This window comes from Hirschia baltica ATCC 49814 (genome assembly GCF_000023785.1).
Lineage (GTDB): Bacteria > Pseudomonadota > Alphaproteobacteria > Caulobacterales > Hyphomonadaceae > Hirschia > Hirschia baltica.
In genome coordinates this window covers 1,145,713-1,158,794 of record NC_012982.1, presented here as the reverse complement: position 1 = coordinate 1,158,794, position 13,082 = coordinate 1,145,713, and the positions used below count along the sequence as shown (strand labels likewise).

The window sequence follows — 13,082 nt, the reverse complement described above, 5'->3', positions numbered from 1 at the left end:
AGTATCGATACAATTAAAATCTCCATTCTGTTCGACATATTAATCCACAGCCGCTCCGATAGCACCCCATCCTATGACAGGTAACAACCATGCAAACTCTCCGGTTAGATCTAAATAATGCAGTGGATCAGCATAAGCATACCCAAACGGATTAGCGCCGCCATTTAGCTCAATCGGGTCTGCATCTAAATAACGCCCCAATATTGGATCTTACACTATCACCAGTACAGGCCCCAATGTTTACCGGCCTTGGAGTTTTTGGAACGATCAACTTTATGTGGATGCCATATCTATAAGTGTTTGCCAAAATTGTACCTGTCCACATTTCGCGAATAGCTACTTCCCCCTCAGAATCACTTATCCAGTAATAAACCACACCCCACAAAACGCGTCATGCCCGATGGCGCAGCCGTCTGGGTATCCATCTCTTATCGTCTCAACATTGTGTGGGGATGCGATGGCGGGTGTTGGATTCCCTGATGCGCACACGCATCGGGAATGACGCGCAGAGCAAGGCACGGACCCAAGACAGTTCTACACTCGCTCGACATCTTAGCCTCTATGTCATCCCGCATGAAGCGTAGCGGTATTGCGGGACCCATTTTTAAGATCTAGCAATGTTGATGCATGGGTTCCGGTCTTTGCCAGACGACAAAACCGGAATGATAGTGGTGGGTTTTGCTATTGGGTACGCACCTCCCTTTTGCTGGATGTCTGGAAACTTATCCTCGCCCCGTAAAGTCTAGCGCATATTCAATACACCTTCTCATGGTGTGGGCGATGCGCAAATTCGTATCATGAGCGGGCTGATGCTTTGAGCATTGAGCGAGCATGTGTTGATTGTCAGCTTGAAGATCAAATCATCAGGTAAAGCGCACGCTTCTGGCGGCACGCATACCAAATTTATATTCCCTAACTGCCGACAAGGCGTGTGCTTTACAGCCCATTTCCCAGTCAGTGATCAAGATAGGCTCTAAACACCTCCCCATAGCGATATGGCGGAGCTATTGGCGCATCTGACATCATATTGAATTATTCAAAAATAGAGACATATTCGGCTGGCATATCGTCGATTTCCAGAATTTCTATATCTTTATAAAACAGCTCGGCGGCTTCGCTTTGTAGCTGGATTTTACCCTCATACAAATCGATTGCTTCACCATTCTCAATATAGCGGGAATTTTGCAGCGCCATCACGACATGTCCATTGACGATGTGCAGGCTGCGGCCTTCATGGCAGATCAGCTCTAGCTCATTCCATTGCCCATGCGGGTTTTCGTGATTTTCCTTGCGCAGAACAAAGCCTTGAATGTCTTGGCCTTCCCCCACAGAAATCCAGTCTTGAGATTCATCGGCGACGGGGTTCATAATGTATTCGGGAATGTAAGCGCGAATATCTATGGCGGAATTGGCTTGATTCCAGAAATCTCCCATATGTCCCTGCATGATCTGAAATTCTTGAGATAGCATCCAGCTGCGCCAATGATCTGCGCCCATTGGCCCGATGGAATGATATAGAATGCCAGAATCTTTAAGAAGCTTTTCGCGCGGTGGCCAGACTTTATCGCCCCATTTCACTTTTAGTTTTAGGCGATAATTGCGGTATTCTTTCTTTGAGATGACAGCGCCATAAGCTTCGCCGCTGACACGCAAGACGGGTTCACCATCTTTGACAATGCTGGTGAAGACACCCATTTCATCATTGCCAGTGTTAAGCCCTATTGGAGCGATATCATTGCCTGCTGAATCCTTTGGCATTGAGCCATCATAGCCATATTGATGACGATAGCTGAGGTAGATATCCCATTGTGATAAATCTTCATCGAGAAGCGGTGTCCATTGTGTTTGTGTACACGCGCCTAGTGGCATGAGAAACAAACACGCGATGAATGTGAGACTAGATTTTACGGATATCATTTTGCTCCCCCTATTCAACCATTTTGGCTTTATCTGGGAGCCTTTTTAACACTATACACCAATTAAGACAACGTTATCATAATCTCGCATAACAATCGTGAAATGATCAGTACACTGATTAAAATCGTGATTAGCTGGCTTTTTCTTGAGGTGTTTGATCGAGGACATTTTCACGTCCCCATTTATGCAATTCCATAATAATAGTCCGCAAAGATTGCCCCTTATCTGTGAGGCTGTATTCAACACGAGGCGGCACTTCAGCATAGACTTCACGGTGGATCAATCCTGCATCTTCTAACTCTCGCAATTGCTTGGTTAAAATACGCTGAGAAATGCCTGTAAGCGTGCGCTGAAGCTCGTTGAAACGCATGGTTTGGTCCAGCAAAATGCACAGGATAGAGCCTTTGCCCTTGCCGCCGATAATATCCAGAGCTGCCTCTACTGGACATCCGCGATGGGTATAGTCTGCTTGCTTTTCATAAACAATTTTATCGCTCACCAATAGTACCCTTTATGTAACCACCGAACCAAATTGTGCGTTCTTGCGCCGAAATTTCAACATCATACATAACCGATATGAACCCAGTCCCCAAATCAAACTAAAGAGAGAAATGACTATGGGAAATGATATTATCGCCGCAGCAAACAGACGCTATACGACAAAAGCGTATGACCCTAACAAAAAAATCCCCGACGAAACTGTGCAAAAACTAAAAGACCTGCTGCGCCTCTCGCCATCAAGTGTGAATTCTCAGCCTTGGCATTTTATTATGGCGTCAACGCCAGAAGGCAAAGAACGCGTCGCCAAGGGCACAGATGAGAAATTTCCATTCAACTCACCGTCAATCCGCAATGCGTCTCAAGTTATCGTATTTGCGTCTCGCTTGCATGCAGACGACGCTTATTTGGCTCAACTTCTTGCACAGGAAGAAAAAGACGGCCGCTTCCCTGAAACTGCTCACAAAGAGAAAATGGATGGTGGACGCAAACTGTTTGTTGGATTGAACCAAACCTCTCCAGAAGCTGAAGCGAGCTGGCTGGCAAGGCAAACATATCTGAATTTAGGGCAATTTCTCTTGGGCGCAGCCGTGCTTGGGCTGGATGCGACACCTATGGAGGGCGTCGACACAGATGCTTTAGATAAAGAATTTGGCCTGAAAGAAAAAGGCTATTCCGCTCTGGCTGTTGTCACTGTTGGATATCACGACACAGACAATGACTATAACGCAGCATTACCTAAATCTCGTCTGCCATTTTCAGAGATTTTGACAGAGATATAAATCAAAAATCTGCAAAAAATAACAAAGGCGAGGTTTCTTACACCTCGCCTTATTTCAAAGCAGATTAATCTTCGTATCTCATATCCGAACTAAACTGACCCCAACGGTCAAATTTGTCTGGTCGTCTTTTGGGAGAATGTTGTGGCATCACATCAAACGCTTGATTGCGCGATGCATTATTTCCTAAACGTGTGCGTTTTGGACGAGAAGATGGACCAACTTTTTTCATTCCGGACATCGGATTTTCCTAGAAACGGGTCAGCAATCCTTAATTGTGACCACGAGCCAATACAATTTGATCGGCTTTTTTCGAGGGGTTTAAACCTACGCTATTTTTCCGACCATAATAGAAATTTGATACCGATTTAGGAAAAGCGCAATATGCTTTAAAAAATATTTTTTCAGCGCAAATATTCGTAATTTTCTAAGGCTAAATTTGCTTCATAAACAGCGCAAAAGCAGTCAAGCCTTCTGGCCATGGTCCTTGCCCTGTTTTGGGGCTTATATGCCCTGCTTCACCCGCATCTATCAGACTGGCTCCCCAAGCTGATGCAAGCGCTTCTGATTTTTCAAATTCCATTGTTTCATCATTCCGGCTCGCAACCAATTGCACGCGGAATGGAAATTTTTGTCGTGGAATAGGTTTAAAATCATGATCATCAAAGCCAGGAATTAAACCTTCACGTTCCCAATCTGATGGCGCAACGAGAAACGCCCCCACAACTTTGTCTGGTGCAAAAAATGGAAGCGCGTGCGCAATCGTTATAGCCCCCAAAGAATGCCCCACCAGCATGACGGGCTTATCTGCTTTTTCAACGGCAAGCACTAAATCCCCCACCCAATTGTCGCGCTTGGGTGTTTTATAATCTTTGTGCTCAACCAATTGTGCCGTTTTCATCTGACGCGACCATCGGGCCAGCCAGTGCGTGTCATCTCCCCATCCATAGCCGGGTGAGAGAAGAATACTTGCCTCAGATAATTTCATAGTCAGCCCACCTCAAAAAAACCAAACAAAAAAGCGCCGGAGAATGAATCTCTCAGCGCTTTTAATTACTCTACACAAATACTCTACACAAACTTGTAGGCCAAACTATGGCCGTTTTTTAGTTATCTTTTTTCAGCAACGACGCAGGGTCGAAGCGGTACGAAAAATACACACCAGCGCCAAGAGCTGCTAGAATGTAAATAAGAATTTGTGTGCTTTGTTCCATAATTGAATAATCGCTCAGTTCATATTAATTTCATATTAACGCTACTGATACGCTTGAGCCGCCGAAAAGTTCCTCAAAAACTGTAGAGGAGACGACTTTATTTTCGTAGATAAGTTGGAAACGTCACCTAGTCTCTCAATCAATCTACGATCTCATAATATACAATGACTGGTAGTTTACATTCAATCAGACGTTCACAACAGTGATACGCGATCAAACGTGATAAAACTTACCAATTATTCACAAGCCCCACTTCCAAATACGCGGAAGTTTACATCAATAACGCCCCAACAATTTCCCAGAAATTGTGTCGGGCTAGGCATGTAGGGAGCGCAAACTGTAGAGTCAATCTTCTCTATACAGACATTAAGCAGATGTAATTCTAATCACCGTCTCGTGAACGATGATCAGACAATTTGCGCACATTGTCCTGACCGTCTGGGTCTGATCCAGTGTCGTCATCATCATTCTTGCCTCTGCGTGCAAAGAAAGACGCAAAAAAAGCCGCTAATATCGCAAATACAATCGCAAAAAGAATTAAACGTCCCATAGCTAATTCATTTCCATTCTAATGCTTCGCCCCGCATAATTGCATTAGCACGGGGTGTTAAATGTCGGTCGGGCCCATCATAGAGTGTCAGACCATCAAGTAAAACTGTGTCACCTTTACGAAGGCCCTTTCGTGCACGCACCAAAATACGTTTTGAGGGGGCTCCAGCATGCGATCGCACGGGCAACACACATATTTCACCAAATCTAGGCTGTAGAAAACTGAGGATTTCAGACAAAGCTGCAGCGCGATGTATAATTGTTATGCGACCTTTGGGCTTAACGGCATGTAGCATGAATTTCAGCCAGCTTTCTAGCGGAACATCAGCGAGATAAGCGCCCTCTTTGCCTTCACCGACAGCTTGAATTGTGCTGGGATTAAAAAATGGTGGGTTGGAAAACACCTGATCATACGCATTGAGCAACGAATCTGGGCGATTGCTGACATCGCCTTGAAACACTTCCACCCGATCTTGCAACGCATTCTCTGCGACATTTTGCTGCGCAAGCGCGAGCATACGCTCATCGCGCTCTAAACCAGCGACATGGACACCCTGCAATCTGTGCGCACAGCTAAGCAATGCCGCACCAGCGCCGCAGCCCGCTTCTAAAATTCTTTGCTTAGGTGCTGCCTCAAGGGATGCAGCTAGAAGTACAGCATCTAATCCTGCACGGTATCCCTTTGCATATTGACGCAAGGAGACCTGCTCATTTAGAAGCCAATCCTTTGTAATTTCATCCATTTTTAGAAATTACTCGTTTTCTTCTAAAACTTTTAGTGCCAAACGGGCCGCATCAACGCGATCATCAGGCACCAATATACGTCGCGGAATCGCGCCGATTGATCCTTCAATAGAAGATGTGAACTGGTCAGCTTGAAATGGATCACACCCAGCTTCAGTCAACAAGGTCATGGCATAGCTCAACTTAACCGGATCATTCGTTCTTAAAATTTCAATCATAAACTCAATATTCCAGATTATTTTACCGGTCACATTCTCGCGACATTGCTCACTACATTCTTGACCTATATATGCTCGCCGGAATAGCTTGCGTCCAGTCTTGGGTGCGCGCATAAGCACATTCATACAAACAAATTGTATTCCTAATCCGCCAAGGGGGTCGTCTTTGACCTTAATCGCAGAACTCGCCGAAGGGTCACCATTGAAAAAACCCCCGATGGACACGCTTACCGAACTTGTCGCAGAAGACCTATCTTCTGTGGAAGCGCTTCTGTCTGAACGCGCAATAAGTTCAGTTGCAACAATCCCAGACATGTCAGCCTATTTGATTGGTGCGGGCGGTAAACGTCTGCGCCCTCTTATCACATTGGCTGCTGCTTATGCGGCTGGCGGTAAAGGTAGTGCGCCTCTGCACAGTCTAGCTGCTGCGGTGGAGTACATTCACACCGCGACCCTGCTGCACGATGATGTTGTTGATGAAAGCGATTTGAGACGCGGAAAAAAAGCGGCCAAAATGCTATGGGGGAATTCTGCCTCTATTCTGGTTGGTGATTTTCTGTTTGCCCGCGCTTTTACGCTGATGGTTGAAACACGTTCATTGCGCATATTAGACATTCTCTCCAATGCGTCCTGTGTGATTGCGGAAGGCGAAGTCAAACAGCTAGCCGCTATCGGTAAGGCTGACCTGCCTATTGAAGATTACATGGACATTGTCGAAGCTAAAACAGCCGCACTATTTGAAGCCGCCGCACGTGCAGGCGCGCTGACAGTTGTTGCTGAAGGCAAAGAATCTGATGGCTTGGCGGAATATGGCCGCCGCCTCGGACGCGCCTTCCAGCTTGTCGATGATGCACTCGATTATGACGGGTCAACTTCAGTCATCGGTAAATCTGTAGGCGATGATTTCCGTGAAGGAAAACTGACTTTGCCAGTCTTACTTGCTCGTGAACATGGCGATGCTGATGCGCGGGCATTCTGGGATCGTGCAATGGATGTTTCCAAGCAGACAGAAGCTGACCTAGACATAGCGATTGATTATATCCGTAAGGCAGACACCGTGAAAGCAACATTAGATGCAGCGCGCGATGAAGTTGCGAAAGCCAAAGCAGCGCTGGAAGTTCTGCCATCATCTGAATATGTAGATGCCTTAGCTGATATTGCAGATTTTGTGGTTGATCGCGCCTATTAAATCTTAAGCTTCGCCCTGCTCTGTTTGGCGTTTTGACATAGCTTCATTGCTTGTCGGGTCAACATCGTGCTCACCTGCTTCGAGCAAGCCCACGGCAATCGCTGCGCGCCGGATACGCACATGCATGGCGCAGCCTAAAAGCGTGACGCCGATAAAGATCACTAAGGGGGCTTCAAAGCCAATAGCAGCCCCTGCAAAGCCTAGAGCTGCGCAATTTGCGGCAATCATCCAATGCCCAATGGCAACTTGCCAATGCTTGAGGGCAAGCGGTGGTTTAAGTCCTAATTGATAGACATGCATTGTGTGCGCTTCCCAGAAATTTTCTCCGCGTTTGATGCGATAATTCAGCGTTAAAAGCACATCCACAAGGAAGGGTGATAATAATATTGGCGGGATAAACACATATTCAGGCCGCGCCTTTACAAGCAATATCGAAAACCCGCCCAGTGCCATACCTACAGCGAGCGCTCCGGCATCACCAGCAAATAGTTTTCCGCCAACATTCCAGATGAGGAAGCCTATCAGCGCCCCCGTCAGCGCAGCGGCAGCGATGGCTAATTCCCATTCACCAGCAAAACCTGCAACGCCGCAAAACCCCATACACGCAAAACTTGCCATGCCCATGGAAACACCATTGGCACCATCCATAAAATTAACGGCATTGGTCACGACAACAAACCAAATAACTGCCAGAATAATGCCGCCAATCATTCCAAATTCACGCACCTTGCCAAATCCAGGCGATATCGCATCGGCATAAACGCCCGCGCAAGCCACACCAACACCTATTGCTATTTGGGCGAGTAATTTGGCTTTCGCATTTATCGTGGCAAGGTCATCGATTAACCCCAACACCATCATAGCGACCACACCCACGCCTAACCATCCAATGGGTGTGTCTAATTGAAAAGCGACGCTAGAAGCCAACAGGGCCAACAAACCCGCAGGTATAAACCCTGCCCCGCCAGAGCTTGGCACTGCTTTTTTTTGGGATATCAGTTTGCGTTCGCTATCGGGTATATCCATCAAGCGCACAGCAATGAGCACGCGGCACGCAATCGCGGAGATGAGTAATGCCAAAGCACCGACTACAAATATATTTAAAGCCGGATGCATGTCTGCCACCATTATTGGAAAAACGAATTCAAAGCTTGGAATGGTTTGCCGTCTGTTTCAGCCAAGGACAAGCTATTTTCTCAAAAAAACTAGCGCGACCCAGAAAGCAAACTTGCCTTCACCCACCATTTTTTCTTGCGTTTGGAAATGATATAGGCGGCTGCTTGCGCCGCTTCCATCGTTTCAAATACACCAAAGCAAGTCGGTCCACTGCCCGACATGCGCGCCATTAATGCACCTTCGGTTTTCTCAATGGTGTCCAAGACATCTTTGACGGCTGGACATAGTATTTTTGCTGGCACTTCCAAATCATTGGAATAGCGCTCTAATGATCTGGCTAGGACTTCAGGGCCGCCCGATGAATCAGGGCCTTCTCTTTCTTTGAAGTCACTACCTAAGCCCATTGCATCAAACTTTTTAAAAACATCAGCCGTTGATAATGGGACGTTTGGATTGACCAATACAATCGGCAATGGCTGCATTTTAAAGGGTGTGAGCTGCTCTCCAATGCCACGCATCAAAACCGGTTCAGACTGCAAACAGGCTGGCACATCTGCGCCTAATTCAGCCCCAAGATTGAGGATAGCTTGATCGCCAAAACCAATATCCCAATAATGGTTTAATGCTTGAAGCGTTGCGGCTGCATCTGCTGAGCCGCCACCAATTCCCGCCGCAACGGGAAGCTCTTTATGCAAATTGAGCGCCGCCCCTAAATCGCTACGCCCCGCCGCATCCATCAGTAATTTGGCAGCGCGCAAAACAAGATTGTTTTTTTCGCCTTTGAGCGCTTTAGCTGCTGGGCCATCTACTTTTAAGACAACGGTCTGATAGGGGCGCACAGAAACACGGTCAGCTGCATTGCCATCGGCAAACATAACCAGACTATCTAGCGGGTGTCGCCCATCGGGCAGCGGTTTACCTACATGCAGGTAAAGATTGACTTTTGCGGGTGCCCAAACAGTGGACAGGCTGGTCGCCCTATCAATCATTTTGTGTACTCACTCGTCCCAATTCATACAGAATTTTATTTGGAGACCTGTAGCTCGGTCAATTGAGCATCCAGACCATGTTGCAGTTTTTGTTTTGCAGACGCTTTAAGAAATGGATCTTCAGAATATTGCGCCACGCGGGACCATTGATACTCAGCTTGCGTATGGCGACCAATGCGCCAATATGCGTCACCCAAATGATCATTAATGACAGGATCAGACGGATCAAGTGCGGCAGCTTCTTCCAAAAACTTCACTGCTTTTTCATAATGGCTAAGGCGATAATAAGCCCAACCAAGACTATCTCTAATATATCCCTGATCTGGGCGTTGTTCCATAGCGCTTTGGATCATTTGGAATGCACGATCAATGTTAACGCCGCGATCTACCCATGAATAACCTAGATAATTGAGGACTTCCGGCCTGTCTGGTGCATATCCAAGCGCTGCAATAAGATCTGCTTCTGCCTCTTCCCAACGTAAGAGTTTATCTCTCATGCCAGCACGGGCAAACAAAACGCGCCAATCGACAAATCCTTCTTCAGCGTCTTTGTTAAAGACATCATCAAAGAGTTGTTCGGCCTGCTCATACATTTCAAGACTTCGATACAAGTCTCCTATCTGCATTTTCAAAGAGCGGCCCGGTTTTGTTTCCAAAGCGGTTTGCGCCAGATTGATCGCGCTGTCATGCTTGTCCTGATCGTAAAGCACCCATGCCTCACGCGCACGGGCCGCGCCATAATAGACCGATCTATCATCTATATATTGAAGTTGTTCTATGGCCGCATCTAACCGATCAGCGCTGCGCATTGAATCAGCTAACAAAAGCCGCGCTGCATCTTGGTCTGGATCAAGCAGCAACACGATTGAATAATATAGATTGGCGATATCTCCGCTCTGGCCGGCGGCAATTGCAAGTGCAAATCCTAAAATAGACGAAGCTGCGCCTTCATTGGGCGACAAGCGAGGGGCAGAGATATCAATACCTGCACGCAAGTCTTTATCGACCTGATCAATCAGTGGATTATCACCGATTTCTTCGTAAAATTGATCAACAATGTTTTTGGCGGCGTCTAAATCGCCCTTTTCTGCATGCAAGCGCACCAAAGCATCCACACCGACGGGATAGCGCCCCCCCAGTTTCCATGCTTTTTCCAGACTTTCTAAGGCTTGCTGATCTTGACCATTGGCCAATTGCAACAATCCATCAGAATATAAACGGACACCGCGAAACAGGCGGGATTCTTTTCCTGTATAAGCGATGGGCAGTAATACACCCTCTTCCTGCAATCCTAATTGCGACCAATTCCGCAATGATCTGGCGACAACATTGCGCATCAGGCCAGTGCTTAATTCGCCTTGGAAATTGACGGTTGATTTGTATTTTTCGCGTGAGAATTTATCAACGGCGAGCAAAATTTCGACCATGCTGCCATTGTCTTGCGTGTTGGAAGCATTCTCTTTTGCTAATTTTAAAGCTTGCTTGGTATCACCTGCCACAAGCGCGTATATAATAGCTCTTTCCAGCAGGGATTCATCATCTGGCGCGCGCTTCAAAGCCTGAGAATAATACGTTGATGCAGACCCACCATCGCGCATTAGGCCGGCATACCGCGCAGACAAATAATCAGCATATTGCGGCCGATTTTCATCTAGGTCTGCTAACCCACCAGAATTTGTTGATGAAAGCCCTGCACAGGAAGCCATGCTTATGCACGCACTTCCCACCAATACGCTTTTCCAGAAGGCAGTTTGCCCAAACAGACCAGAAAATGCCGTTTGCAATTGAGATTTCTTCACGAATTTTTCCACGGCAGATCTACTACTTTACACTAAAACTATATCGAACGTATTTTAGGCGGAGCTTCATTTTTTGGTACAAATGGCGGCACACGCGGAACCGGCGCTGCTTCTGTTAGCCCATTTTCCAATTTAGACGCAATGGTTGCGCGATCTAACGCTGGCGGAAATTGATCAAGTGAAGTCTGCCAAGACGCACGCGCATCATCTTCACGGCCCAAACGCCAATAGACATCGCCTAAATGCGAATGCAATTCCCAATGATCAAATGGCAAAAACAAATCTAGCGCTTTGCTGATATATTCTTCTGCGCGCTCATAATCACCATAGAGATAATATGCCCAACCAAGACTATCTAAAAGGTTTGGCTCAAATGGGGTGATACGGTTTGCTCTTTTTAGGAGGCGAAAACCCTCATCTAGTTCTTTGTCTGTGGTTGCGTTTACGATCAACGCATATCCGAAATTATTCATCATGCTTGGACTGTCAGGGGACTGAATGAACAATTCTCGATATATATCCAGCCCTTCTTCGCGCGTCACATCCGATTTGGTGAGTGTCGACGCTAGAAATCCTCGTGTTTGGTCAGAATCATCAACTTCCACAGCCACGCGTGCCGCTTGTGAAGCCGCAAGCAAATCACCCGCTTGCTGTTTATTTTCAGCAAATAGGATATTGGCATATGCGCGCGTCTTTGGATCTAAATCTTCTTTATCAAGAATTTGCATGATCAACGCATCAGCGCGATCTGTGTCACTGATACGCACCATTAAATCAGCGATATTTAGCAATGTGAAAGGCTCATCCGTCAACGTTAAAGCACGTTTATTCAGGCTTTCCATAGCTTCAGAATTGCCAGCTTCCAGATGCGCTTCTGAGGCACGAATTAGCAGGCTTGCTTTCGCATCATCATCCTCGACATTTCCAGCAAGCGCAAATCGAGCAGCAGCATCGAAAAAGCCATACTGATACAAATTGTCAGCTTCAATCTGACGGATCTCTAGACTGGATGGATTTAGCAAAGCCGCCGTCTGACGTATCGCGCTTAGAAAGTGATTAAACGGACTTTTCGCGCCTTTGGCCAATACCATACCGGCAAACACTTCGCGCTGTTGAATAAGCTCGGCTTGGTCAGCCAAGGCCACACCAAGCGCTGTGTGAGCTGTGTGAAATGGTTTTACCTTTTTCTCGCCCGACGATAATTCTTTCATACGCGCATTTGTGTAGGCATCATCTTCATTGGCGTGAAGCAAAGAGGTGTAAATCACCATCGCTTCGGCATCGCGGTCTAGCTTCACAAGCAAATCAGCATGACGCAGTGCTAAAATGCGTTCCGCGTTAAATGCCAAACTTTCAGCGATAAATTTTTGATAGGCTTCAGCAGTATCCACATCATCTTCATCTGGATTTACGAAAAAATCCGGACCTTGCTGATATATACCTAAAGCTTCTTCATACAGGCCCACACCTTCTAAAAGCAGCGCCTGATACCCACGAAAGCTGTGATTAGGCATTGTGTCTTTTTGTGCAAGCATTGCTTCTTTGGCAAGTTCCACATCTCCTTTTGCACCCAATATCCAAGGACGCAAAAAGTCAGATGTCATCGCCGCCCATGGCGTTGTTTGCTGCGGCATTTCATTAAGCACAGTCAACGCTTCAGTGTATTGGCCGGCCAACATCATATCGACCGCAGTAAAGCCCCAAGCACCCGACTTTTCAGATTTCAGATAGGCATCGCGCGCTTCAAGCATAAAAGCTGCCATATCAGCATTTTCAAGCATCGCATTTGGACTGTCATATGATGTCACTACACCAGACTGAGTCTTAGCTGCAATTTGAGAAATACCCGATTGAGAAATTACATATGCAGATGGTTCAACATCGCTTTTAGGAGAGACAGCACAACCAGCTAATAAGCCCCCTATCAGTACACTCGCACATACCTGAGTTAGTTTTGTGTATCTAAATGAGGAACGGCGCATATATAACTCCAGCTTACAACTCGTCTTTGATTGACGTAGTGACATCACTTTATGACCAAATCGAGCCGCACTTGAAGTCATGCAGATG

Annotated in this window: 14 protein-coding genes; 2 read left to right on the top strand and 12 right to left on the bottom strand. The window is 46.6% G+C overall.

Annotated elements, in window-relative coordinates:
• Window positions 1-39 precede the first annotated feature (39 nt).
• The 3 genes from HBAL_RS16770 to HBAL_RS05425 form a co-directional block, all read right to left on the bottom strand.
• Window positions 40-201 carry an RHS repeat-associated core domain-containing protein gene (locus HBAL_RS16770; protein WP_159098032.1) on the bottom strand — a complete coding sequence of 54 codons (162 nt, stop codon included), beginning with the start codon at window positions 199-201 and terminating at the stop codon, window positions 40-42.
• 831 nt (window positions 202-1,032) lie between these two features.
• Complete coding sequence (locus HBAL_RS05430) at window positions 1,033-1,917, bottom strand: 3-keto-disaccharide hydrolase (protein WP_015826929.1); 885 nt, start codon at window positions 1,915-1,917, stop codon at window positions 1,033-1,035.
• 130 nt (window positions 1,918-2,047) lie between these two features.
• Complete coding sequence (locus HBAL_RS05425) at window positions 2,048-2,416, bottom strand: winged helix-turn-helix transcriptional regulator (RefSeq protein WP_015826928.1); 369 nt, start codon at window positions 2,414-2,416, stop codon at window positions 2,048-2,050.
• A gap of 118 nt (window positions 2,417-2,534) precedes the next feature.
• On the opposite strand from HBAL_RS05425, the gene HBAL_RS05420 reads away from it, so the two are divergent.
• Window positions 2,535-3,197: an oxygen-insensitive NAD(P)H-dependent nitroreductase NfsB gene (locus HBAL_RS05420; protein WP_015826927.1), complete on the top strand. Its 663-nt coding sequence runs from the start codon at window positions 2,535-2,537 to the stop codon at window positions 3,195-3,197.
• Window positions 3,198-3,261: 64 nt separating this feature from the next.
• Here HBAL_RS05420 and HBAL_RS16765 read toward each other — a convergent pair whose 3' ends face one another.
• From HBAL_RS16765 to HBAL_RS16885, 5 genes are all read right to left on the bottom strand, one after another.
• Window positions 3,262-3,435, bottom strand: coding sequence for a hypothetical protein (locus tag HBAL_RS16765; RefSeq protein ID WP_015826926.1), 174 nt, complete (start codon window positions 3,433-3,435; stop codon window positions 3,262-3,264).
• A gap of 192 nt (window positions 3,436-3,627) precedes the next feature.
• Window positions 3,628-4,182: an RBBP9/YdeN family alpha/beta hydrolase gene (locus HBAL_RS05415; RefSeq protein ID WP_015826925.1), complete on the bottom strand. Its 555-nt coding sequence runs from the start codon at window positions 4,180-4,182 to the stop codon at window positions 3,628-3,630.
• Window positions 4,183-4,790: 608 nt separating this feature from the next.
• A complete protein-coding gene (locus tag HBAL_RS16820; protein ID WP_015826924.1) occupies window positions 4,791-4,958 on the bottom strand; it encodes a hypothetical protein in 168 nt (55 codons plus the stop codon).
• Window positions 4,959-4,965: 7 nt separating this feature from the next.
• Window positions 4,966-5,700 (bottom strand): tRNA1(Val) (adenine(37)-N6)-methyltransferase, encoded by a 735-nt coding sequence (locus HBAL_RS05410; RefSeq protein ID WP_015826923.1) that lies wholly within the window; start codon window positions 5,698-5,700, stop codon window positions 4,966-4,968.
• Between the two features lie 9 nt (window positions 5,701-5,709).
• Window positions 5,710-6,033, bottom strand: coding sequence for a putative signal transducing protein (locus tag HBAL_RS16885; protein WP_233356748.1), 324 nt, complete (start codon window positions 6,031-6,033; stop codon window positions 5,710-5,712).
• A 103-nt stretch (window positions 6,034-6,136) separates the two neighbouring features.
• Between HBAL_RS16885 and HBAL_RS05400 the strand changes: the two genes are divergently transcribed.
• Window positions 6,137-7,108, top strand: a complete 972-nt coding sequence (locus HBAL_RS05400) for a polyprenyl synthetase family protein (protein WP_041301418.1) — start codon at window positions 6,137-6,139, stop codon at window positions 7,106-7,108.
• A gap of 3 nt (window positions 7,109-7,111) precedes the next feature.
• On the opposite strand, the gene HBAL_RS05395 is transcribed toward HBAL_RS05400, so the two are convergent.
• The 4 genes from HBAL_RS05395 to HBAL_RS05380 all read right to left on the bottom strand — a co-directional run bounded on the left by HBAL_RS05395 (window position 7,112) and on the right by HBAL_RS05380 (window position 12,994).
• Entirely contained in the window at window positions 7,112-8,224 is a 1,113-nt protein-coding gene (locus HBAL_RS05395) for a glycosyltransferase family 4 protein (protein WP_015826920.1), read from the bottom strand.
• Between the two features lie 89 nt (window positions 8,225-8,313).
• A complete protein-coding gene (locus HBAL_RS05390) occupies window positions 8,314-9,213 on the bottom strand; it encodes a 4-(cytidine 5'-diphospho)-2-C-methyl-D-erythritol kinase (protein ID WP_015826919.1) in 900 nt (299 codons plus the stop codon).
• Window positions 9,214-9,248: 35 nt separating this feature from the next.
• Window positions 9,249-11,012: a tetratricopeptide repeat protein gene (locus HBAL_RS05385; protein ID WP_233356747.1), complete on the bottom strand. Its 1,764-nt coding sequence runs from the start codon at window positions 11,010-11,012 to the stop codon at window positions 9,249-9,251.
• Window positions 11,013-11,050: 38 nt separating this feature from the next.
• Window positions 11,051-12,994, bottom strand: coding sequence for a tetratricopeptide repeat protein (locus tag HBAL_RS05380; RefSeq protein WP_015826917.1), 1,944 nt, complete (start codon window positions 12,992-12,994; stop codon window positions 11,051-11,053).
• Window positions 12,995-13,082 lie beyond the last annotated feature (88 nt).